The organism is Pseudomonas oryzihabitans (genome assembly GCF_024652905.1).
In the GTDB taxonomy this organism is placed as follows: domain Bacteria; phylum Pseudomonadota; class Gammaproteobacteria; order Pseudomonadales; family Pseudomonadaceae; genus Chryseomonas; species Chryseomonas benzopyrenica.
This window is the reverse complement of sequence record NZ_CP102428.1, coordinates 3,587,492-3,610,843: the sequence shown is the minus strand read 5'-3', so window position 1 is coordinate 3,610,843 and position 23,352 is coordinate 3,587,492. Positions and strand designations below refer to the sequence as shown.

The 23,352-nt window shown below is 59.5% G+C and carries 15 protein-coding genes; 13 read left to right on the top strand and 2 right to left on the bottom strand.

From position 1 onward, the window contains the following. Positions 1-89: 89 nt before the first annotated feature. Together hglS and NRG74_RS16690 are read left to right on the top strand one after the other, a co-directional pair. Entirely contained in the window at positions 90-1,421 is a 1,332-nt protein-coding gene (gene hglS / locus NRG74_RS16695) for a 2-oxoadipate dioxygenase/decarboxylase HglS (protein ID WP_257704847.1), read from the top strand. Positions 1,422-1,482: 61 nt separating this feature from the next. Further along, positions 1,483-1,941, top strand: a complete 459-nt coding sequence (locus NRG74_RS16690) for an Lrp/AsnC family transcriptional regulator (protein ID WP_144954581.1) — start codon at positions 1,483-1,485, stop codon at positions 1,939-1,941. 10 nt (positions 1,942-1,951) lie between these two features. Here NRG74_RS16690 and NRG74_RS16685 read toward each other — a convergent pair whose 3' ends face one another. Next, complete coding sequence (locus tag NRG74_RS16685; RefSeq protein ID WP_257704846.1) at positions 1,952-3,670, bottom strand: cellulase family glycosylhydrolase; 1,719 nt, start codon at positions 3,668-3,670, stop codon at positions 1,952-1,954. Positions 3,671-4,543: 873 nt separating this feature from the next. Here NRG74_RS16685 and NRG74_RS16680 point away from each other — a divergent pair. From NRG74_RS16680 to NRG74_RS16650, 7 genes are read left to right on the top strand one after another with little or no spacing between them, the layout of a single operon-like run. Beyond that, positions 4,544-5,338: an ABC transporter permease gene (locus tag NRG74_RS16680; RefSeq protein WP_257704845.1), complete on the top strand. Its 795-nt coding sequence runs from the start codon at positions 4,544-4,546 to the stop codon at positions 5,336-5,338. Beyond that, positions 5,335-6,555 (top strand): ABC transporter ATP-binding protein, encoded by a 1,221-nt coding sequence (locus NRG74_RS16675; protein WP_231355421.1) that lies wholly within the window; start codon positions 5,335-5,337, stop codon positions 6,553-6,555. The genes NRG74_RS16680 and NRG74_RS16675 overlap by 4 nt, the downstream gene beginning before the upstream one ends. Then, positions 6,552-7,976, top strand: coding sequence for an FkbM family methyltransferase (locus NRG74_RS16670; RefSeq protein WP_231355420.1), 1,425 nt, complete (start codon positions 6,552-6,554; stop codon positions 7,974-7,976). Before NRG74_RS16675 ends, NRG74_RS16670 begins: the two co-directional genes overlap by 4 nt. Continuing rightward, positions 7,976-11,674: a glycosyltransferase gene (locus NRG74_RS16665; protein WP_257704844.1), complete on the top strand. Its 3,699-nt coding sequence runs from the start codon at positions 7,976-7,978 to the stop codon at positions 11,672-11,674. Before NRG74_RS16670 ends, NRG74_RS16665 begins: the two co-directional genes overlap by 1 nt. A 17-nt stretch (positions 11,675-11,691) precedes the next feature. After that, positions 11,692-12,723 (top strand): GDP-mannose 4,6-dehydratase, encoded by a 1,032-nt coding sequence (gmd, locus tag NRG74_RS16660; protein WP_132832635.1) that lies wholly within the window; start codon positions 11,692-11,694, stop codon positions 12,721-12,723. Between the two features lie 14 nt (positions 12,724-12,737). Beyond that, on the top strand, positions 12,738-13,634 hold the full coding sequence (locus NRG74_RS16655) for an NAD-dependent epimerase/dehydratase family protein (RefSeq protein ID WP_257704843.1): 897 nt from the start codon (positions 12,738-12,740) through the stop codon (positions 13,632-13,634). 5 nt (positions 13,635-13,639) lie between these two features. Beyond that, a complete protein-coding gene (locus NRG74_RS16650) occupies positions 13,640-14,776 on the top strand; it encodes a glycosyltransferase family 4 protein (RefSeq protein ID WP_257706607.1) in 1,137 nt (378 codons plus the stop codon). 8 nt (positions 14,777-14,784) lie between these two features. Here NRG74_RS16650 and NRG74_RS16645 read toward each other — a convergent pair whose 3' ends face one another. Next, positions 14,785-15,891: a glycosyltransferase gene (locus NRG74_RS16645; protein ID WP_257704842.1), complete on the bottom strand. Its 1,107-nt coding sequence runs from the start codon at positions 15,889-15,891 to the stop codon at positions 14,785-14,787. A 323-nt stretch (positions 15,892-16,214) separates the two neighbouring features. Here NRG74_RS16645 and NRG74_RS16640 point away from each other — a divergent pair, with 323 nt between their 5' ends. The 4 genes from NRG74_RS16640 (at position 16,215) to NRG74_RS16625 (ending at position 23,220) form a co-directional block, all read left to right on the top strand. Continuing rightward, a complete protein-coding gene (locus NRG74_RS16640) occupies positions 16,215-17,099 on the top strand; it encodes a cell wall-binding repeat 2 family protein (RefSeq protein WP_257704841.1) in 885 nt (294 codons plus the stop codon). A 24-nt stretch (positions 17,100-17,123) separates the two neighbouring features. Beyond that, positions 17,124-18,236 (top strand): DUF4214 domain-containing protein, encoded by a 1,113-nt coding sequence (locus tag NRG74_RS16635; protein ID WP_257704840.1) that lies wholly within the window; start codon positions 17,124-17,126, stop codon positions 18,234-18,236. A 105-nt stretch (positions 18,237-18,341) separates the two neighbouring features. Next, positions 18,342-20,840 carry a glycosyltransferase gene (locus NRG74_RS16630; RefSeq protein ID WP_257704839.1) on the top strand — a complete coding sequence of 833 codons (2,499 nt, stop codon included), beginning with the start codon at positions 18,342-18,344 and terminating at the stop codon, positions 20,838-20,840. Next, a complete protein-coding gene (locus NRG74_RS16625; protein ID WP_257704838.1) occupies positions 20,833-23,220 on the top strand; it encodes a glycosyltransferase family 2 protein in 2,388 nt (795 codons plus the stop codon). Before NRG74_RS16630 ends, NRG74_RS16625 begins: the two co-directional genes overlap by 8 nt. Positions 23,221-23,352 lie beyond the last annotated feature (132 nt).

Sequence of the window (23,352 nt, the reverse complement as noted above, 5' to 3'; positions counted from 1 at the left end):
CGGGGAATGATCCAATGAGCAAAGATCGCTTGAGCAGCCCGTGCGGGCATGTCGAAATCGGCTTCTAGCCTGAGCCAGGAGCCGCTCCCATGACCGCCGCGTCGCTGCTTTCCCCGGATCTGATCCGCACCCGCTTTTCCCAGGCCATGTCGGCGATGTACCGCCAGGAGGTGCCCCAGTACGGCACCCTGCTGGAATTGGTCGCCGAGGTGAACGCCGGACAACCGGGTTTCTCCCGGGATTCCGCGGAGCGCCTGGACCTGGAGCGCCACGGTGCCATCCGCGTCGGCACCGCGGCCGAACTGGCCACCCTGCGCCGTCTGTTCGCCGTGATGGGCATGCAGCCGGTCGGCTACTACGACCTCAGCGTGGCCGGGGTGCCGGTGCATTCCACCGCCTTCCGTCCGGTAGCGCCGGCCGCCCTGCAGATCAATCCGTTTCGCGTCTTCACCTCGCTGCTGCGCCTGGAGCTGATCGAGGACGCCGAGCTGCGCCAGTTGGCCGAAAAGGTCCTGCACGAGCGCCGCATCTTCACCCCGGGCGCGCTGGAGCTGATCGAGCGCGCCGAGGCGCAGGGTGGTCTCACCGACGCGGAAGCCGCTGCCTTCGTCCAGGAAGCCCTGGAGACCTTTCGCTGGCACCGCGAGGCCAATGTCGACGCCAACCTCTATCAGCGCCTGCACGATGCCCATCGGCTGATCGCCGACGTGGTCTGCTTCAAGGGTCCGCACATCAACCACCTGACCCCGCGCACCCTCGACATCGACGCCGTCCAGGCCCGCATGCCCGCCCGGGGCATCGCGCCCAAGGAAACTATCGAAGGCCCGCCCCGCCGCCAGTGCCCTATCCTGCTGCGCCAGACCAGCTTCAAGGCGCTGGAAGAACCCATCCTCTTCCAGGGCGAGGTCCAGGGGTCGCACACGGCGCGCTTCGGCGAGATCGAGCAGCGCGGCATCGCCCTCACGCCGGCCGGTCGCCAGCGTTACGACGAACTCCTGCAGGAGGTCCGCCAGCGCAGCAAGGCGGCCGGCAGTGACTACGCAACGGTATTGGCCGAGGTGTTCCAGGCGCTGCCCGACAACTGGGACGAGCTGCGCCGTCAGGGCCTGGCCTGGTTCCGCTATCGCGCTGTGGCCGGTAGCCAAGCGGCTAGCGATAGCCGCGATCCCGACGCCCTGATCGCCGCCGGCCATCTCCTCGCCGATCCCATCACCTACGAAGACTTCCTGCCGGTCAGCGCCGCGGGCATCTTCCAGTCCAACCTGGGTGCCGGCAGCCAGCAGGAATACCAGAGCGGCGGCAATCGCGCCGCCTTCGAAGCCGCCCTGGGCGCGCCAGTGCTCGACGAGATGGCGCTGTACGAACGCCAGCAGCAGGAATCCCTGGACACCGCCCTGGCTGCCCTCGGCCGCCCCGCCTAGAATGTCGGCTCCCGCGTCGGTGCCCCCCGGCCCCGACGCCCGCCCCCGGCAGGCAGCCACGATGTTCACCAAACTCGATCCGACCGACTGGCAGCTCATCCACCTGCTGCAACAGAACGCCCGCGCCTCCAACGCCACCCTGGCCCGCCAGCTGGGCCTGGCACGCACCACCGTAGTCACCCGCTTGGCGCGCCTGGAGCGCGACGGCATCATCCAGGGCTACGGCCTGCGCCTGGGCTCGGAACTGGAACAGGCCGCCGTACGCGCCTACTGCGCCATCAGCGTCCTGCCGCGCAGCACCGCCGGCGTCATCCGCGCCCTGGAAAAGATGGTCGAGGTCGAGGAGGTCTCCTCGGTCAGCGGCCAGTTCGACTACCTGGCCTTCCTGCGCTGCACCACCCACGAAAAGCTCGACGAACTGCTCGACCGCATCGGCAACCTCGACGGGGTCAAGCAGACCCAGACCTCGATCATCCTGAATCGGAAGATCGATCGGCGCGGTGGGGCGGGGGCAGCCTAGATGCGCCTTGTCAGGATTGCCGGCTGCGGTATTCGGCACTGCCCTTGATCGCAGTCACAACATCATCCAACGTCATGGAGCCGCTGGTCACCTGTGATGTCCAAGTCTTCAATCCACTGTTGTCGGCGTCTCGTCCCAAGAGGCTTTGATAGAGCTGACGTATAGAGTCCTGAGTGTGAGCTACACTCTCGGCGCTGCCAGCAATGGCTGCTTTGACCGTCGCTAAGTTCATGCTGCCGTCGGATATTCGTTGCGCCCAGTAGCTCAAGCCTTCCTTATCAGCAGGTCGACCAAGAAAGGAAATGTAAAGCTGGTTGAGCGTTACCTGGAGATTTCCTTGATATTCCACGCTACCAATAAGTGCTGCGGCGACTGAGTTGGTGGTCATGGCTCCACTATTTAGCAGGCCAGCCCAATAACTAAGGCCTGCGCTATCCGCGCTGCGTCCCAAATAGCTCTGGTAAAGTCTCTCGACCGTAATACGGTTTTGATATTCCGTACTGAGCATGATGCTGTTGATAACACCAGCCAGTGTTAGATTTCCATTTGCTATCTGACTAGACCAATACATCAATCCCGCTGGGTCGGCTTCTCGACCTAGATAATCGCGATAGACTCCGGCAATCTCCTGGGTATGGCTCGAACCCTCCGTTACATTCGGGATTTGGCTGGTGACTGCTATAGGGCCTATCCTGGAACAGCTGGAATCATCGAGATATTGTTTTAGGACCGTCCACTGCGGTCGATCCACGCCATTGATAGGCTCCACAGCGAGATTATAATTTGCCCAGCCTGGGCCGGCCGCCCAATAGGTTGCCGGAATACAATTTTGTTTCAGGTAGGCCAGCATCCGACCCATGATGACATTCCAGCGTGGATCACTGTCCGGTACGCCAAATTCCCCAATCATGCCGCGTTTGCCGTTTTTCTTAAGCCACTCCACGAAGGGCCTTACTCGCTCAACGCCATAATTGTCCGGATACGCGCTGGCGCTAGGGTTGGCGTAGTTGCCACCTCCGCCTTCCCCGTCGAAATAGGTATGCGCTTGGAATATCAGGTTATCGGCAGGATCCTTGAGGGCGAGGAGGTTATCGTTCCATTGAGGCCAGCGAGTCGCTTCCGCCCAGCCATTGCCTTCGATCACGACGGGGCGCTTGGAGTCGATTGACCTTACGGCATTGATGGCGGTTTGAGCAGCTACCACCCACTGGGCTAGTGCGTCATGAGGTTCGTTCATGACGTCGTATGCAAAAAGGGAGGGTTGAGGACTCCAGCGTTGTGCAATCCGTGTCATGACATCTTGGTAATGTGCATAGGAAACATTGCCTGTGCCTATGACTACGCCTCGATAGCGCATGTAGTTATGCAAATCTAAGATGATTTTCATGCCGTATTTGTTGGCATAGCCGAAGGTGCGGTCGATAAGGGCTGCATAGGTGGGATCCAGCGCGCCGCCAAGGGTGGGTTGCAAGCGCTCCCAAATGATCGGGAAGCGAATCAGCTTTACTCCGCGCGCACTCCATTGGCTGAAGTAAGCTTCCACTGGAAAGATGTAATGGGTTCCGTTGACTCCGGGTAGGACTCGGGCTGCAAAGCCAGCACCCGACAGGTTCAGACCCACCAGCGGTATCCCCTGAGCGCGAGCCTGCTCGACCTTGCCAAAGAGTGCGCAACTGGCTACCAAGATCGATAGTGCAAGGGAGAAAAAGCGGGGGGTGAGGGCTTTCATCGGTGCCAATCGCCATAGTCAGTAGAGGACGCGGAAGCGGAGCGAGCGTCGACGGGCGGCCTGGTCTCAGGCAGCGCGATCTTTTCTCCGAGCCGTGGCCCTGATATCTGACGTCTTGACGAATTCTTTAGACGAAGGCGATGAGTGGGATCTCAGGCGCCATGTTGTCAGCGGGGCGAATCCAGCACAAACGCTGTGTAGTCTTTACGAGCGTTGTCCCACCGACCGGCGCTACCTGGGCCCCATTCGCCAGACGTCGTTTCTTCGGATGAAGAATTTTTCGCAGGCCTTACGACGGCGAGAGTCGCGCTGGGCACTCCAGGTAGTCCGGCAAACTTATTGTCGGCTACCAGGTCTGAGCGACCGCTGAAGCTGCATCGCGAGATCGATGGATATCTCAAAAAGCGCGGTTCATCAGACCTGTGGCGCGCAAACCTGTAGAATCCCGTCCTGTTTTCGTGCAGGGCAGTGCGTCAGGGACACAGGGCTTGCCCGGTGCTCAGGGCTCACACCGTTCCACATCACCGCCGGCAATAGATAGCCTTTAGACTCATGTGCGACCTAGCCTTGTTGTTCACCCTACTGATCGCGATGTCGGCTACTCGCTCGAGTCCTAATGAGGAAAGCCTCTCCGGGCATCTGTCCGTCTGCCCAGATACCAAGCCGACCGCGGTCCCGGTCCCGTCGATGCCTCCCTGGCTCGCCAAGGCAGTCAATCCAGTGGTCGCCCGGACCTGCTCGTTTAAGCGCCGAGCGAGTGAGTCAACCTTTTCCTGGCCTGCTCGGTGAGGCAGGTATCAGCGGCCAATCAGTTTTTCGCGAAGACGCATGACGCTCTAGAGAGTCGTATTCGCTGCAAATGAAGGAGCAAAAATGGGTGGCTTACTGAAAAGTATTTATATGTATAGAGGCTTCATCATGTCCTCTATACGCAATGAGTTTGTCAGCCGGTTTTCCAGGAGCCGTTTAGGCGGTGTGTGGATGGTTATTCATCCCTTGGTGCAGGTGGCAATCTATGCGCTGATTCTATCGAATCTGCTCGCCGCAAAGTTGCCGGGCATCGATAATAAATATGCTTATGCCATGTATCTAATGGCTGGCATCCTAGCTTGGACGCTGTTTTCTGAGATTGTCGGTCGTTGTCTTACCGTATTCATCGACAACGGTGGCCTCATCAAGAAGATGCGTTTTCCCCGAATTACCCTGCCGGTAATCGTGGTGGGGTCATGCCTGATAAACTACGCCATCCTTCTTGTGTGCATCCTGGTGGTTTTCGTATTGATGGGAAATCGACCGGGATTGGAAATCCTCTGGATCTTTCCGATGACGGTGTTCGTCGTTGCTCTGGCGGTGGGCATCGGCTTGCTGCTTGGCGTGCTCAATGTCTTTATCAGAGACATTGGTCAGGTAGTTCCTATCTTCTTGCAGGTGCTTTTTTGGTTTACTCCGATTGTTTATCCGTTGAACGTGATACCGGAAAGCGTTAAGAATCTGGTCGCCTACAATCCGATGTACAAGATCGTCGGGGGTTACCACGATATTCTGGTCTATGGAAAGGTTCCAGGTATTGAAGGCATGTTGTCGGCCTTTCTGATTTCCCTGGCGCTGATGGCGCTCGGCCTCTTCGTGTTTCGCCGGGCCGCGCCCGAGATGGTGGATGCGCTATGAGTCTCATGCAGGTTTCCGGGATAGGTAAGGCCTACCGCAACTATCGCTCGGAGTGGCAGAGGTTTGCCCGCTGGTTTGGCATGAAGACAGTACCTGCTGAAGAGGTGTGGGTATTGAAGAATGTCAACTTTACGATCGAGGCCGGACAGGCGATCGGTATCGTTGGCCAGAACGGAGCCGGCAAGTCGACGCTGCTTAAAATGATCACCGGTACCCTCCAGCCTACCGAAGGCAGCATTAAGGTGAATGGCCGAATTGCGGCCATTCTCGAACTTGGGATGGGCTTCAATCCCGAGCTGACGGGCCGGCAAAATGCTTATCACGCGGCAGGGCTCATGGGCTATTCGGCGGAACAGATCCGTAAGGTGATGCCCAATATCTATGAATTCGCCGAAATTGGTCATTACTTCGATGAAGCGGTAAGAACCTATTCGAGCGGCATGCAAATGCGTGTGGCATTTGCGGTCGCAACCGCATTCCGCCCGGAAATTCTCATCGTGGACGAAGCGCTGTCAGTAGGCGATGCCTATTTCCAGCACAAGAGTTTCAATCGAATTAAGGAATTTCAGGAGCAGGGGACGACGCTGCTCATCGTATCGCATGATCGGGCTTCAATTCAGGTTCTATGCGATCGCGCCATTCTGCTGGAAAAAGGTACTGTCATCAAAGATGGTGCGCCGGAGGAAGTCATGGACTTCTACAATGCTCTGATCGCTGAAAAGGAAAATAGCACAGTACAGATCAAGCAGATGGCCGATGGTAGAACGCAGACTGTTTCGGGAACTGGCGAAATTACGGTCGAAGAAATAGCCATTCTGAACGCCGCTGGAGCCCCCATCGAATACGTGGATGTAGGTCAGCCGGTTACCTTGAGAATCGTGGCTCGCGCCCATCAGGACGTCGAACGCTTGGTGCTAGGTTACGGCATCAAGGACCGGCTTGGTCAAGTCATGTACGGCACTAATACCCATCTCAAGGATCAGGCGCTCGACAACGTCAAAGCGGGTGAGTGCGTCGAATTCAAGGTCGCCTTCGACATGAATCTCGGTCCAGGAAGTTACTCCGTTCAAACTGCGCTGTGCAGTACGGATACTCATCTGGTCAACAATTATGAGTGGCGCGACATGGCGCTTGTGTTCAATGTCATGAATGTCGACAAGCATCACTTTGCGGGTTGTGCCTGGATGGACCCAGTGATCGAGGTGACCGTGGCATGACATTCGTCTCTTATGCGCAAAACTTCGAAGACGTCTTATTGTGGCGGGCGCTGAAGGGCATCAAGCATGGTTTCTACATCGACATCGGCGCCCAAGATCCGATTGTCGATTCGGTCAGCTTCGCCTTTTACCGCAATGGCTGGCGCGGCGTTCACGTCGAGCCTACGCCGCAGTACGCGGCGCTGCTGGAAAAGGAACGCCCTGACGAGACCGTGGAGCGGTTGGCTATAGGCACTCCCGAAGGGAGCATGACCTTTTTCCAGATTCCAGATACCGGGCTCTCCACCGCGGACGTTGCAATCGCCGATCGTCATCGGCAGGCAGGTTGCGCCGTCGTCGAAACCCAGGTTGAGGTGCTAGGCCTGGACACGCTGCTTGACCGCTATGACTACAAGGTCGTGCATTGGCTGAAGGTCGATGTTGAAGGCTTCGAGAAGCAGGTACTCGAGAGTTGGAAGTCTTCGCCAGTCAGACCGTGGATATTACTGATCGAAAGCACTGCGCCTGGAACCCAAACGCAGACCCATGCCGCCTGGGAAGCGATGGTCTTGGAAAAGGGTTATCACTACGCCTATTTCGACGGATTGAATCGCTACTACGTGCACGAGAGCCGCTCAGGCCTTCTCGATCACTTTCAGGTGCCGGTCAGTATCTTTGATGAGTTCTTTCTCAGTGGAACAGCTTCGCAGCCCTACTATGGCCTGCTCAAAGGGCAACTGCAGGAAGTCGCTCATGAGAAAGAGCGGCTGCAGCAACTGTCCGAGCAGCAAGAAGCCGAACTGCTGGCGGCGCGAACTCGTATCGAGACCCTCGCAACCGAGGTTCCGGTGCTGGATGCACGCGCCGCCGCGGTCGAGGCTGCAAAGGTCGATCTTGAATACGTCATTGCTCAGATGACATCTGAACTGGCGCAGAGCAAGGACGAGACGGCGCTGTTGAATGAGCGGCTCAATGAATCGTTGGGCAACGCGCATCATTGGTGGCGTCGCGCGGTCGATGCTGAAGCTCGAGTAACAGCGATTCATGCAAGCAGCTCGTGGCAGCTTACCCGGCCTTGGCGTTTCGCCGGGAGACTGGGACACCGCCTTTCTCGTAGGCTCTTGAGGGGGAGCCCCGCCGACGGCTCCGCGGCGAAGGCGGCCATTCGCAAGAGTCTGGCCTATGCTTTGTCTTGGCTGTATCGCCATCCGCGCCTGCTGAAGACGCTTTCGGCGACCCTGCGCAAGACTCCCTTTCTACACGGCGTCATGCGCAAGCTGCATCGTCGCTTCGTTGCCAGTCCGACATCGCCTGCGCAGTCCCAGCACCTTTACGATAATGAGACCCCGCCACTGGACCGTGACGAACTCACCTCTGGAGCGCGGCACATTCTCGCGTTACTGGATGCAAGGCAAGGCTCGAACACGAAGGATATCGGCTGATGCGGGTAGTTATTGATTTGCAAGCGGCGCAAGCGGAGAACCGCAAGCGCGGGATCGGGCGCTATGCGCTGTCCCTGGTCGAAGGCCTCATCAAGGCTGGCGGCGGATACGAGATTATCCTGCTGCTGTCGGATGCCTTTCCCGAGACCATCGCGCCCCTCAGGAAGCATTTTGTCGAGCTGCTGCCGGCCGAAAACCTGCGTGTATGGACGGCGCCGAGACATACGGCCTTTCTACACGAAAGTACCGAGCAGCAGCGCCAGGCGGCGGAGTGGGTCAGAGAGGCATTCATCATCAGCCTCAATCCCAGCTTGGTACTGGTGCTCAGCCTGTTCGAAGGACTGGTGGACGATGCCGTGACCAGCATAGGCATGCTGGATAGCACTGTGCCTACTGTGGTTGTGCTGTACGATCTCATTCCGTTGATCAACAGATCCGTCTACCTGGAAAACCCCAAGGTCGAGCGCTGGTATGAAAGCAAGCTGAATCACCTGCGCAGAGCCGCTCGGGTGTTGTCCATTTCGGATTCCTCCCGGCGCGAGGCGCTGGATTTTCTCGGGCTGCCACCAGAAAGTGTCGTTAATATCTCTACGGCTGCGGACGCAGGCTTCGTGCCGCAACAACTGGCCGATGAGGCGCGGGCGTCGTTGCTGGAACGTTATGCGCTAAAGCGCGAGTTCTTGCTTTACACCGGTGGTATCGATCACCGTAAGAATATCGAGAGGCTGATTGAGAGCTACGCCAAACTGTCCCAGGTGGTAAGAAACGACCATCAGCTGGCCATTGTCTGCTCTATCCATGAACAGGATCGGCAGCGCCTGACGGGGTTGGCCAAGCGGGTGGGCCTAGCCGATGACGAGCTGGTTTTCACCGGTTATGTCCCCGAGGCAGACCTTGTCGCGCTCTACAGCGCCTGCAAGGCCTTTGTCTTTCCTTCCTGGCACGAAGGCTTCGGCTTGCCTGCACTCGAAGCCATGAGTTGCGGCAAGGCTGTGATCGCGGCCAATACCTCCAGCTTGCCTGAAGTGATAGGTCGCGCGGATGCACTATTCGATCCTTATGACACCGACGCGATGGCGGGGAAGATCGAACAGTTATTGCTCGATGGAGACTTTCGCCGTGACCTCGAGCGCCATGCGACCAAGCAGAGCCAAGCCTTCTCCTGGGCGGCCACGGCGACGCGTACCTGGCAAGCTATCAATCCTCTGATCCAGGCGCAGATCGAGACCTTGCCCAGGGGCGGTGCCGCACGCCCTCGGTTAGCTTATTTTTCGCCTCTACCGCCTGCGCGAAGCGGCATCAGCGACTACAGCGCCGAGTTAATCCCGGACCTGAGTCGACATTACGAGATCGATCTCATTACCGATCAGCCCGCTATAGATGGGGTCGGTATCACGTCTATCTGTTCGATCCGGTCGGTGGAGTGGTTCGTCCGGCACGCTGGCCGCTATGACCGTATCCTCTATCACTTCGGTAATTCGCTGCTGCACGAGCAGATGTTCCCGCTGTTGCAACGCTTTCCTGGCGTGGTCGTCCTCCACGATTTTTTTCTGTCGGGAGTCGTGGCCCATCTCGAAGCTCACGGGCTGGTACCCGGACTATGGGTGCAGTCGCTGTATCGCTCTCACGGCTATGCGGCGGTCCAGAACCGCTTTACCGCGCAAGACACCGCAGACGTGGTCTGGCGTTATCCCTGCAACCTGCCCGTGCTGGAAAACGCTCTGGGCGTGATTGTGCACTCCGATAGTTCGCGACGTATGGCAAAGGACTGGTACGGCGCGTCAGCTGGAGCCGACTGGTCGATTGTTCCTCTGCTACGCGAGCCGTCGCGGCAGGGCGGGAAAGATCTGGGCGAGATTCGTCACTCCTTGGGGTTCGCCCCGGACGATTTCATCGTCGCAAGCTTTGGCTTGCTGGGACCGACCAAGCTCAATGACCGCTTGCTGGATGCTTGGAATCGATCGTCACTGTCGAAGGAGCGCTCTTGCTACCTGGTCTTCGTGGGCGAAAATGCTGCAAATGACTATGGAAAGAGCATCGAGCGAAAGATTGCGAACAGCAGTCAGCCGGCCAACATTAAGATCGCCGGTTGGACCGATGCGACAGTATTTAAGAGTTACCTGAGCATTGCAGATGTAGGCGTACAGCTCAGAACGCTCTCGCGTGGGGAGACGTCAGCGTCTGCATTGGATTGCCTTAATTACGGCATCCCTCTGGTCGTGAATGCCAATGGCAGCATGGCGGATCTGCCGGACGACTCTACGATCAAGCTCGCGGACGATTTTACCGACGACGCCTTGATCAACGCGCTGGAACGCCTGTGGCGGGACGCCGGGCTGCGACAATCGTTAGCAACCCGTGGTCAGCAGACCGTGCATCAGGATCACGCTCCGCGGGCGTGTGCCGATCGCTACTGGCAGAGTATCGAGCGCTTTTACGAGCGCGGCAATGCAGTCGGCAAACTGGTGGCGCGCCTTGCGCAGTCGGACATCACCTCTACGAATCTGCACATTGATGTCGCTCGCTCCTTCGACTATTCGTATCGCTCCCCTTATCACCAGCGGCAGCTACTGGTTGATATCTCCGAGCTCGTCCAGCGCGACGTGGGGAGCGGAATTCAGCGAGTCGTCCGCGGTATCCTGGGAGAATGGATGCGCAATCAGCCCGCGGGAATACGCATCGAGCCGGTCTACGCCACCATCGGCAAGCCGGGTTACCGCTATGCACGGCGCTTCTCGTTGAGGTTCCTGGGCTGCCCAGATGCGAATCTGCAGGACGACCCAGTATCGGCCAAGGCCGGCGATGTCTTCTTCGGTCTGGATTTACAGCCTACCGTGGTGCGAGAGCAGGAGAGTTATTACCAGGCCCTGCATCGCGCGGGCGTTAAGCTTTCGTTCCTGGTTCACGATCTTCTTCCTATCACGATGCCCGAGTGCTTCTTGCCAGGCGCCCCGGATATCTTCGAGCAATGGCTGAAGATCATCGGTCAGTTCGATGGTCTGGTCTGCGTCTCTGCGGCCACTGCGGCAGCGGTTCGTGAAATGATGCCTTCCCTTGGCTTCGCCGTCGAAAACCTTCCGAAGCTGGCCGTTTCTCACAATGGCGGCGACATAGGCAACTCCACGCCCACCACGGGCCTGCCACCCGATGCGCCCCAGCGCCTGGCTGCCATACGGGGCACGACGAGTTTCCTGATGGTGGGAACGCTGGAGCCGCGCAAGGCTCACACGCAGGTCCTTGAGGCGATGGAGCAACTGTGGCGCGATGGGCATGACTGTATCTTGGTCATCGTCGGTAAGTCAGGCTGGATGGTCGAGGGTTTGGTTAGCCGCCTGATCGCCCACCCTGAACTGAATCGGAGATTGTTTTGGTTCGACTCCATCAGTGACGAGTATCTGGAGCAGCTCTATTCGAGCTGTGATGCCTTGATAGCCGCGTCGCTGGACGAAGGCTTCGGTTTGCCGTTGATTGAAGCGGCACAGCACGAGCTGCCTATAATTGCGCGGGACATTCCTGTATTTCGGGAAGTTGCCGGTGACCATGCCTTCTATTTCAAGGCTTCTAATTCATCGGAACTCGCCAGTGCGCTTGTGGAATGGAGCAGGCTGAGCAAGGACAATAGTCAGCCGATGTCCCGCGATATGCCTTGGCTGTCATGGAAGACAAGTGCCGAAAATCTACTGAAAACCCTAATTTGAAGCGTGAGATATCAACGATGAAAGCAATCATTACCGGCATCACGGGCCAAGACGGTGCCTACCTGGCCCAACTGCTGCTGGAGAAAGGCTATACCGTCTACGGTACCTATCGCCGTACCAGCTCGGTCAACTTCTGGCGCATCGAAGAAGTGGGTGTCGCCGGCCATCCCAATCTGCACTTGGTCGAGTACGACCTGACCGATCTGTCCGCCAGCATTCGCCTGTTGCAGACCACCGAGGCGACCGAGGTGTACAACCTCGCTGCCCAGAGCTTCGTGGGCGTTTCCTTCGACCAACCGGTAACCACTGCTGAAATCACCGGTGTCGGTCCGGTGAACCTGCTCGAAGCCATCCGCATCGTCAATCCGAAGATCCGCTTCTACCAGGCATCCACTTCGGAGATGTTCGGTAAGGTCCAGGCGATTCCGCAGATCGAGAGCACGCCTTTCTATCCGCGCAGCCCCTACGGCGTGGCCAAGCTCTATGCCCACTGGATGACCATCAACTACCGCGAGTCCTACGGCATCTTCGGCACTAGCGGCATTCTCTTCAACCACGAATCCCCGCTGCGCGGCCGCGAATTCGTGACCCGCAAGATCACCGACAGCATTGCCAAGATCAAGCTGGGCAAGCTGGACGTGCTGGAGTTGGGCAACCTCGACGCCAAGCGCGACTGGGGCTTCGCCAAGGAATACGTCGAGGGCATGTGGCGGATGCTGCAGGCCGACAAGCCGGACACCTATGTACTGGCTACCAACCGCACCGAGACCGTGCGTGACTTCGTCAGCCTGGCGGCCAAGGCCGTGGATATCCAGCTTGAGTGGAAGGGCGAAGCGGACAAGGAAGAAGGCTACTGCACCCGCAGCGGCAAGAAGGTTGTCGCCGTGAATCCGAAATTCCACCGTCCCGCTGAAGTGGATCTGCTGATCGGCGATCCCGAGAAGGCCAAGCGCGAGCTGGGTTGGGAGCCCAAGACCACTCTTGAGCAGCTCTGCCAGATGATGGTCGAGGCTGACCTGCGTCGTAACGAACAAGGCTTCTCGTTCTAACTAAGGGGATAGGCATGCCAACCGCTCTGGTCACAGGCGCATCGGGCTTTACGGGACGCTATCTTATCCAGGCGCTCAAGGCACGGGGATTCAAGGTAGTCGGATTCGGTAGTAGTACTACCGATGCGGATGTCACCCTGGCATGCGATCTCACCGACAAGGCAGCGGTCGTCGCTGCCGTAGCTCAGGTGCAACCAGACTGGGTTATTCATCTGGCGGCGTTGGCCTTTGTCGGGCATGCCGACCAGGAAGCCTTTTACCGGGTGAACCTGTTCGGCACCCTGAATTTGCTCGAGGCGCTGGGCGCTCTCGCGCGTCAACCTCAGCGGGTGCTGATCGCCAGCAGCGCCAACATCTATGGAACTCCGGGCATCGAAGTGATCGATGAATCGGTTTGTCCGGCACCGGTCAATCACTACGCCTGCAGCAAACTGGCCATGGAGCATATGGTCGCTACCTGGTACGACCGTCTGCCCATCGTCGTAACTCGGCCATTCAACTACACCGGGCCAGGCCAGGACGAGCGCTTTCTCATCCCAAAGATCGTTGGCCATTTTGCCCGCGGCGAACGCGTGATCGAGCTGGGCAACTTGGACGTGAGTCGGGACTTCTCCGATGTTCGCGACCTTGCGCAGGCTTACCTGGGGCTGCTCGACAGCGACCATCGCTCCAGTCCCGTCAACGTCTGCTCGGGCAAGGCAACGGCGCTACGTGCCATTATCGAGATGATGGAGCGTATTGCCGGTTACTCGATAGAGGTGCGCGTCAACCCGGCCTTCGTTCGGGCTAACGAGATTCCGACGCTCCGTGGCAGTGACGCACGTCTGCGCAAGATCGTGGGGACTAGGGAGCTAATCTCGCTGGAGCGGACGCTCGAAGATCTGTACAGGTCTTTGAGGAGCGTCCATTGACGGTATTGAAAGTCGGACTGGGCAGCACGGTCTGGTCTTCTGGGGTAGCCAAGGGGCATCTTGATGGGATCGGCATCTATACCCAGTCCCTGTCCCAAGCGTTCACAGGCCGCTCAGATGTCCGGATTCGCCCCTATACCTTTGGCGTAGATACCCCGCCTCTTGATTGCGGCGTACCTGTCAGCCTGGCACCGCACTTCCCCAAGTTCGTTCTGAAGAACGCGCTGCTGGGTGCTGATCGCCAGGTCGACCAGCGCCTGGCGAACGAAGTCGATATCTTCCACGCGCCTGATCATCACATTCCTCGGCTCAAGAATGTGGCGATGGTGGCCAGCGTGATGGACCTGATTCCGCAGATTCATCCCGAGTGGGTCACGCTCAAGCTGCGCAGATTGAAGAATTGGCTGTTCAACCAGAGCGTGGGCTGGGCCGATCAGGTCATCACCATCTCGGAGTACAGCAAGAGAGACATCGTCAGATTGCTGGGCATTGCGGAAGAGCGGGTCCATGTCACGCCACTCGGCGTGGACGGGCACTACTTCAGCCGGCAATCCGACGTCGCGCGCCATGAGGTACTGCGCAAGCATGGCCTAGAGCCTGGCTTTTTCCTCTTCGTCGGCACCCTGCAACCGCGCAAGAATCTTGCGGCTGTTCTTGCAGCTCATGCCCAGCTACCCGAGGCGCTGCGCAAGCGGCATCCCCTGGTCGTGGTCGGTCGTAACGGCTGGCGCGCCGAGACTCTGGTCGAGGAACTGCGTGCTCTGGAGGCCAGGGGCGAAGGCAAATGGCTGGAATATCTGCTCCAGGATGAAGTCATCGCCCTGCTGCAGAGCGCAGCAGCTCTGGTGTTCATGTCGTTGTTCGAAGGCTTCGGACTGCCGGCCATCGAAGCCTTCGCCGCGCGGTGTCCCGTGATCTGCTCCAACACGACGTCGCTGCCGGAAGTGGTGGGCGATGCGGCCTTGCAGGCCGATCCACGCGACTCCAAGGCCATAACCCAGGCCATGCTGGAAGTCCTCGACGATCCTTTGGCTGTTAGCCAGCGAGTGGAAGAGGGCGAGCGCCGCGCTCGCGACTACACCTGGGGCGCCTGCGCTGCTCGGACGCTAGAGGTGTATCGCCTCGCCCTGCAAGGTCGCTAGGCTGTCACTCAGGCCAGGGCTTCGCGATAGACCTTGATGAGCTTGCTGGCCATGATCTCGCTGCGAAAATGCGTCTCGAAGCGTGCCCGTGCGGCTTGCCCGTAGCGGGTGCGTAGCTCGGCATCCTCCCACAGTGTCATCAGCCCCTCGCGCAAAGCCGCAGGCTCCGGTGGCACGCCGATCCCTGTCTGCCCATTGAGGTTGATCTCGCTCATGCCCGAGCCGATCTCGCAGCTGAGCATGGGTTTGCCGTACATGGCTGCTTCCAGCAGCGCCATGCCAAAGGCCTCGGAACGCAGGTGCGAAGGAAACACGAAGCTCTCGCAACCTGCGTAGAGCGCTGCCAGATCTTCTTCGCTCTGGCGTCCCAGGAAATGGCAATTTCTAAGGCCCAGCTGCTCGCATTGCGCTCGCAGCGCTTCACCTTCCGGCCCGGCGCCTACGATTGCCAGGGGGTAATCCAGCCCCTGAAGCGCTTCGAGCAGCAGATGCAGACCTTTGTAATAGCGCAACACCCCTACGAACAGGAGATAGCGCGGTCCGAGGCGCTGGCGCCAGCTCGCGAGCCGCTGCGGATCTACCTCTGGATAGCTGGCAGGGTCGAGGCCATAGGGAATCACTCGGACCTTCGTACCCAGACGCTGCAAGGTAGGACTGGATTGGCGATAGGGTTCGGTGGCCGCGATGACGCAGGTTGAGTTGCCCAGGAAGCGTTGCATCAGGGGCGTATACAGCTTGAGCAGATGGCGTTGCTTGACGATGTCCGAGTGATAGCTCACCACATAGGGTTTGCCGGGTCGCGTCAGCAGCTGCAAGACATCCATGAACGGCCAGGGAAAATGGAAATGCACCAGGTCGGCAGCGCGGGCCTCCTCGGAGAAGGCCCGAAAAGCGGTCAAGGAGAGCCCCGTCGAAGCCAAGTCGACATCCTGTTTGACGCGACGGACAGGAATGCCATCCACCTCCAGGCACTCCGGGACAGGATGCTTGCTGAGCGTCAGGATTCGGTGATTGATTCCAAAGCCCCTCGTAGCCAGACACATCTGGCGAATGACGTGTTCGATTCCGCCATGGGTGTCGGGTAGATAGGTCTTGAAGACATGCAGAATGCGCACGATCGATCTGGGCTCAAAAGGAACGCACCCTAGCACAGGTGTCTAGTATGCAGTTTCCGGTTTCGGTGATAGGGATTTCAAACTTGTGGGCCGACACACCCTTTTTTATGGCTTTTTGCTATCAAAGCCATTGAACTTTTCTACCGAACGGTAGTGGCCGGCATACGAATTGACATTGAGATTTAACGGAATTCGCCTATTCTGAGCTCGTCAAGAAGCTGGCACCGTCACATAAAAGGTGTGATATGGTTGGCACTTGACCAGGGCTCGGATGCACCTATCCGGGGCTGTTAAGGAAATCGGTCACGGGCATTATGGATCAAATGGACGATTCACCCTTCACCTTCAAGACTCGGCTGCTCACCCTCGAGCCCGGTATGTATATCGTTCGATACGCATCCCAGGAGATCGCCGAGGAGCCTTGCCTTATCAGTCTCCAGCCTGCCCCCATCGGCAAGAGCTCGGTCGACTTCTTTCCTGGCGAAACGGTCGTCCGCAATACCCTTTCCCGTCTTGGCGACACGCTGATCGTGCGGGTCAAGAACGGCGCTGGAACCCTGCTTATCACCGAATACCAGCGTGCCGATCTGCCGGTGCGCCAGGTCGATCTGCGTGTCGATCGCATCGATACCTCTGCTGACATCATTCGCTCCGAACAGCAGCGCAAGGCTCCGGTCGTGGCCAACAAGGCTCTTGAAGCTGCTGCTCGTGCTGAGCGCCATGGCAGCCCAGTGGTACTCAAGCTGATTGGGCATGTTCAGGCTCAAGGTGATGTGACGGCCGACGAATGGGTGGGTAACCTCGATCAAGAAGCCCGTCTTGAGGGGTTCGCCATCGTCTGGCCCAACAAGCCTCAGGGCGTTGACGTCGCCTATAGCTGCAAGGTCGCCGATGTCCTGCAACCCGCTGTCCTCAGCGGCAATTTTTCGGGTTCGCGCGGCAAACGCGCACCCATCACCGCGGTGGCCATGGCTCTGGTCGGGCCGCGCCGCGCCGAATACGTTCTGGACGCCCAGGCGGTCTTTGCCGGATGCCCTCCGCAGGACCTCGTGGACGGCCAGGAAGTTACTGCCCAACAAGGGCAGGCCAAGCTAGTTGCTTTACATGTATCGATCACCCCCCGCATCGAGATGAACGCTGCCCGCTACCAGTCTCCCAGGGAAGATCTCACCCAAACCCCGCTTCATTCCGCGCAAGTCACGAACTGACGCGCGACCCAGGAGATTCTTTTCATGCAATACGATGCCGCCATTACCGCTTCTGCTCTGAACACCACCCTGACCTCCAACGCCGCTCTGAGCAGCAGCACCGTCGATGCCATTTCGACCATCCTGAACCTGAGCAACACGACCGCCACTCTGCCGGTTGCAACCTCTACCGGTAGCAACCTGTCGGTCAACTTCGATGCCAGTGGTCAGATCGTCGCTCCGAAAGTGACCTTCTTCAGCGACCTGGGCGCAGCTGGTACTGACGTCACCGTGAGCATCCCCTCGGTTGTCGCCAACAGCTCGGCTATCCTGTTCAACACCAGCGCCAACGTGACTGCCGTTATCGGCAACTCCGCTGCCGTCACCACCACTGCTGCCGTCGAAGGTTCTGACGCAGCTCGCGTTGTCGTGAGCGGTTCGGGCAACGACACCATCACCATCACCGACAACGTCAATACCTTCGTCGACGCTGGCGCCGGCAATGACAAGATCACCACCGCCGGTGGCAATGACACCGTTGTCCTGAACGGCGGTACCAACACGGTCAGCACTGGTGCTGGCAATGACGTGATCTACGCAGGTAACGGCGTCGACAAGATCGACGGTGGCGCTGGCTATGACATCGTCAACGTCAGCAACGTGGCCAACTACACCGTGTCTGTATCTAACGGCAGCGTTGTGCTGAACAGCACTACCAGCGGTCAAGCAACTCTGACCAATGTTGAGTTCGTGGCCAGCGTCAACGGTACCGAAAGCCTTGCTATCGTGAACTCTCAGACCGAGGGTGCTGCCCTGCGTATGTTTGATGCATTGCTCGGCCGTGACGCTGATGCCGGTGGTGCGCAGTTCTACACGCAACAAGTCAACGGTGGTACCAGCCTGTCCACCATCGCTAACAACTTCATCAACTCCGCTGAATACACTGCAGCCCATGGTAGCAATGTGTCTGATGCCAAGTTCATTCAGGACATCTACCAAGGTGCCCTGGGCCGTACCGCCGATGCGGAAGGTCTGGTGTACTGGGCACAGCAGCTGGTAACCGGTCACACCCGTGCCGATGTAGTTGTGGGAATCGTCGGTTCTACCGAATCTCAAGCTCACGACACCGGCGTCATCGTGGTCACCGGTCAGGTCTAACAGCGCTTCGCTGACCTGAGACAAGACTTCCGGCCTTAGGGCCGGAAGTCTTTTTTAAAACGGTAGTACTCTGATCCACCTGGCTTTTCGCGGAGACCGATGCCCATGAGCCAATCGACACTCATGGAGCACTATCAGGCTCTGCTCCAGGCCGGACAGCCAGAAGAGGCTCAACGTAGTCTCGAACTGGCACTTCAGATTCCCGACCAGCGCCCAGTAGCGCTGGTCTCCGCTGGTCTTGCGGCGCTCAATAGAGGCGCGCTGGATCAGGCTTTCCTGGCCTTGGCCGAAGCCAATACCAGTCTGGCCCGGCAGGGCGAAACGGCTGCGTTGCTCGCTCATGTGCTTCTGCAAAAGGGTAAGTCCCAAGCCGCCTACGATTTTCTCGCCGACCCGGCCAATCCTGCCCGTAATACTCCCGCGGTTCGGCTATTGCGTTTGCGTGCGCTCATCGCGCTACCGGGCGTCAAACCCGCGCAACTGGTCGAGCAGTTGCCCTACGTCAATAGTGCCGACGAACTGGCCGTGCTGTTGCAGCAGCTGTCGCCACGGCGCTGGGGACACGTCGAATTCGATCCGGCCAGCCAGGAAATTCGGGGTTGGGCGCTGGATACCCGTCATCCGCAGACCCCGGTCAAGCTCACCTTGAAACTGGGTGATCGCCAACAGACCATCGTTGCTAACCTGCCCAGTCCCCTGCTGGCCAAGGCGGTCAATGGCGGGCGTCATGGTGGCATTCGCATCCTTCTGCCTGCTCCCCTGGGGCGCGTGCGCCTGTGCTGGGCGGATGGCAGCGAGGTTCCTGGCAGTCCCCTGGCGGCAGTCGAGCCCTTGCAGCCCATACCGGTTGAAACCCCGGTAGCGTCCATCGAACCGCTCGTGGATGTGCTCATTCCCATTTACCGCGGACGTGAGGCATCGCTCGCCTGTATTTACGGCGTGCTCGATAGCCTGGAAGCCAACCGGACCCCGATGAACGTGGTGGTGCTGGACGACGAAAGTCCCGAGCCTGAGTTGAGTCAGGCGCTGCGCGAACTGGCCGAGGCGGGTCGGATCGAGCTCCATCGCAGCCCGGCCAACCTGGGCTTCATCCGCAACATGAATCGGGGTATGGCGCTGCATCCCGGGCGCGATGTGGTGTGGTTGAACGCTGATGCGCGCGTCTGCGATGACTGGCTGGACAGGCTGCGCGAGGCAGCCTACTCCGCAGCCGATGTAGCCACTGCCACCCCTTTCAGCAACAACGGCGAGCTGCTCAGCTTCCCGGAAAGCCGCAAGAGCCACGTCATGCCCACGCTGGACGAACAGCGTGCCCTGCATCGCCAGGCAGCCAGCGACCTGTCGGCGCCGCCCGAGATTGAGGTGGGTTGTGGCTTTTGCTTCTACATCAAGCGTCGCGCATTGGAGCAGGTCGGCCTGCTTGACGAGATCCAGCTCAAGCGAGGTTATGGCGAAGAAACCGATTGGTGTCTGAGGGCCAAGGCCCAGGGTTGGCGGCACGTGGCAGCACAGCGGGCCTTCGTTGCGCATCGGGGCGGTGTTTCCTTTGGTGCGGAAAAGCTCGAGCGGGTGGCCTTTAACAACGCCATTCTTCGCCAGCGTTATCCCGGTGCAGAGCGCGCCTTCGAGCGCTTCTATCGTCACGATCCGCTCAAGCCCTACCGCCAGCGCCTGCAGCGCGAGCGACTGGCTGAGCTCGGCGCACAGCTGGCGACAGCCAACATTGGCGCAGCCATCATCGCGGCTGATCGACTGGATCTTCTTACGGCGCTGGGCGGCGACGGGCCTGCCTTTGTACTGGCCTTTCGGCAGGTGGATGCCGAGCTGGAGGTCAGCCTTCAGATTCACGGCCAGGGGTTACCGGTGCTCTTGGACTATCGTCTGCCCGCAGACGGGGAGCAGCTGATCACAGACCTGGAGCGGTTGCGGCCGAGCGCTCTGGACTACATTCAGCCGGAGCGCTGTCCCACCTTGCTACAGACCCTGGCCGCACGGATCGGCGTACCCTATCGCCTGATCGATCCGGTCGCTGGTGATTCCTCCCAAGCTGCTGGCTTCCACGAGGCAGCTGGCGAGCAGCGTGTGACCTTCGCCGCGCTCGCCACCGCGTCGCTGATGAGCAATCCCCAGGTCCCTGTGGCGGCGGGCGCACCTTTTGCGTCGCTTGACCAGCTACCGGCTCAACGCCTGGACAATATCCTGATCGCTGACTCCCTGGCTGATCCACGCCTGGCCCAGGCCTGGTTGCAGCTGGTTCGCCTGAGTCGGCGGCAGGGCCTGGCCTGCCGGTTCCTGCTCATCGAGCGCACGCACTGGGAAAAGAGCCTGCTCGCCAGCGGTAATGTCAGCCCCTTGATCGAGCTACCCGGTGTCTCCCGGTCCCGGATACCTGCCCTGGCTGGCTGTACCCTGGCCTTGAGTCTCGAGGCCGCACCGGCAAGTGCCTGGTTTGCCCCTCAGATTGCCCGGCATACCGCTTTGCCCCTCTATGCACCCGCGGGTGCGGTCGCGACCGAAGCGGGTGCCCATCCCCTCAGTCTGCTGCCCGCGCCCCTGAATGCCCTGCTAGGCGACGCCCTTCCCGACAGGTTTCTCCATGACTGAACTCTCTCAAGCTCCCGCCCTGGTCACCGTGCAAGGTCAGATCCAAGGCCTTCACGGTAATGTACTGGAGGGCTGGGCCTTCGATCCTGCGCAGCCCGATCTGCGTCTGGCCCTGGAGGTCGTCATCGATGGGGCTTCCGTAGCCTTGGTACGGGCGGACACCTATCAGCACGATCCGCTGGCCGGTGACGGCTTTCATGGCTTCGCTCTTCAGCTGCAGCCGGCCTGGCTCAGTGGAGCTCGGCGTATCGCCGTGCGCTTGGCCAACGAAGGCCCGTGGATCGGTGAACCCCTGGAGCTGCCCAACGAGAAGCCGCACAAGGCCGAGGCTCAGGTACCGGGTAGTCAAGTCTGGTATGGCGGTGGTCTGGCCGTGGGCGGCTGGGTCTGGGATGACGCTACCCCGGGGCGTCACATCGAGGTGAGGGCGCGCCTGGGCGATCAGATCGTCGCCCGTTGCCTGGCCGATCTGCACCATCCCGCCCTCATCTATCGTGCCGATGCCGATCATGGCTACAGCCTGGAGCTGCCCTGGCAATTCGGGGACGGCGAGCGTCGCGAAGTGCATATCGAAGACGACCAGGGCCGCCCCTTGCAGGGTAGCCCCATCATCGTCTGTTGCCACGCCGATGGGCTCGGCGCACTGGTAGCCGCTCACTGGCCGGAGCAGGCCGATCCGGCACCCCGCGACCTGCTCATTCGCCTGGCGCGCGATTACGATCAGCGCTGCCCGCGTAGTGCCGGCTTCGGCCACTATCCTCAATGGTTCGCTCATTACCAGCGCGCACCTCAGTATCCAGAAGCCGTGATCGGTAGCCGGATCGCCGTGCTGCTCCATGGGGACGCCGATGAAACCAAGCGGCAGGCTTGCCTGGACAGCCTGAGCCAACAACGCCTGCGACCCTTCACCCAGGCCGTCGCCGATCCCGCTGATGTCTCTACCTCCTTGCAGCTGCTGCTGGAGGAGGGGGCCGAAGCCGTGCTGCTCCAGCCACTGGCCAGCCGCCTGCTGCCCCATGCCCTCGATCAACTGGCGCTGGCTCTGCAACCGAAAGAGGCAGGCAAGCAAGCGGCCTGGGCTTTCGCTGATAGCGATCAGGACGGAGCGGATGGCCAGCGTAGCAACCCCTGGTTCAAACCGAGCTGGGATCTGGACCTCTACCTGGGTGCCGATCTCTTTACCGCCGGCGCCCTGTTTGGCCGCGACGTCATCCAGCGCGCCGTCCGGTTGCTGAACGCAGCGCCCGAGCTGCCACGCGATCACGAAGGTGTACTTGCCGCCCTTATCCTGGCCACCGAGCAAGACAAACTGGGTGTCGCCCGCGTGACCCAGGTGCTCAGCCATCGCAGTGCCAGCAGTCCCGCGACGCCGGCCGCCTGCGATGCCGGCAAGCCGCAGCGTCTTGAGCGCCTGACCTGGCTGGTGAACAAGCTGCGTCCGGGTACCCGTCTGAGCCGCCAGTCCAAATTACCCGGTGCGCTACGCACCCACTGGCCATTGCCCGAGCGACTGCCCAAGGTCAGCCTGATCATTCCTACCCGGGATGCCTACAAGCTGCTGCATGCCTGCATGGAGGGTCTGCTGACCCAGACCGATTACCCGGATCTGGAAATCATCATCGTTGACAACCAGACCAGCGATCCCCAGACCCTGGAGTACTTCGACGAACTCAAGACCCGTGGTGTGCGCATCCTGCCGCACCCCTATCCCTTCAACTACGCCACCCTGAACAATGTCGGTGTCGAGTTCGCCACAGGGGAATACATAGGGCTGGTCAACAACGACATCGAGATCCTGCATCCCGACTGGCTCAAGGAAATGATGAGTCTGGCCGTACGACCTGATGTTGGAGCGGTAGGCGCCAAGCTGCTGTGGAAGAACGACATGGTCCAGCACGCCGGTGTCGTCATCGGCATCAACGGCCTGGCCGCCCATACGGGCAACAACTGGCTGCGCGACGATCCCGGCTATCTGGGCTTCAACCATCTTGCTCGTCGTCAGAGCGCCTGCACCACTGCCTGCTTGATCCTGCGCCGCGACCTTTATCTGCAGATCGAGGGCATGGACGGGGTACGCCACCCCGTGGCCTTCAACGATGTGGACATGTGCCTGCGCATCAATGAGCTCGGCCTGAAGATCCTCTGGACGCCGTTCGCCGAGTTGATCCATGCGGAATCGGCGAGTCGGGGCAAGGACTCCACTGCGGACAAGGCTGCGCGATCCAGGAGAGAACAAAATCTCCTGCTGTCGCGCTGGGGGAGGTCATACAGGTATGACCCTGCCTATCATCCCTCTTTAAACGCGGACTGGGCATTGGGTACTTACGCCGGCATGAGTTTCTCATCGATGAACGGTGGTGCTTTGGGGGAGGGTAGATGAATTTCTCCCAATACTTCGAGGAGCCAAATAGTTTCGTATCAGCTACCCATTATTATTACGAAGAGATTCCTGAGCTAGGGGTGGCTGGGATTTCCAAGTTTTACCATATACACCTTGCGATATTGCAGTTGC

Excerpts from the sequence above, each read along its gene's own strand:
- hglS (WP_257704847.1), top strand. The coding sequence starts at position 90 with ATGACCGCCGCGTCGCTGCTTTCCCCGGATCTGATCCGCACCCGCTTT.
- NRG74_RS16690 (WP_144954581.1), top strand. The coding sequence starts at position 1,483 with ATGTTCACCAAACTCGATCCGACCGACTGGCAGCTCATCCACCTGCTG.
- NRG74_RS16685 (WP_257704846.1), bottom strand. The coding sequence starts at position 3,670 with ATGAAAGCCCTCACCCCCCGCTTTTTCTCCCTTGCACTATCGATCTTG.
- NRG74_RS16680 (WP_257704845.1), top strand. The coding sequence starts at position 4,544 with ATGGGTGGCTTACTGAAAAGTATTTATATGTATAGAGGCTTCATCATG.
- NRG74_RS16675 (WP_231355421.1), top strand. The coding sequence starts at position 5,335 with ATGAGTCTCATGCAGGTTTCCGGGATAGGTAAGGCCTACCGCAACTAT.
- NRG74_RS16670 (WP_231355420.1), top strand. The coding sequence starts at position 6,552 with ATGACATTCGTCTCTTATGCGCAAAACTTCGAAGACGTCTTATTGTGG.
- NRG74_RS16665 (WP_257704844.1), top strand. The coding sequence starts at position 7,976 with ATGCGGGTAGTTATTGATTTGCAAGCGGCGCAAGCGGAGAACCGCAAG.
- gmd (WP_132832635.1), top strand. The coding sequence starts at position 11,692 with ATGAAAGCAATCATTACCGGCATCACGGGCCAAGACGGTGCCTACCTG.
- NRG74_RS16655 (WP_257704843.1), top strand. The coding sequence starts at position 12,738 with ATGCCAACCGCTCTGGTCACAGGCGCATCGGGCTTTACGGGACGCTAT.
- NRG74_RS16640 (WP_257704841.1), top strand. The coding sequence starts at position 16,215 with ATGGACGATTCACCCTTCACCTTCAAGACTCGGCTGCTCACCCTCGAG.
- NRG74_RS16635 (WP_257704840.1), top strand. The coding sequence starts at position 17,124 with ATGCAATACGATGCCGCCATTACCGCTTCTGCTCTGAACACCACCCTG.
- NRG74_RS16630 (WP_257704839.1), top strand. The coding sequence starts at position 18,342 with ATGAGCCAATCGACACTCATGGAGCACTATCAGGCTCTGCTCCAGGCC.
- NRG74_RS16625 (WP_257704838.1), top strand. The coding sequence starts at position 20,833 with ATGACTGAACTCTCTCAAGCTCCCGCCCTGGTCACCGTGCAAGGTCAG.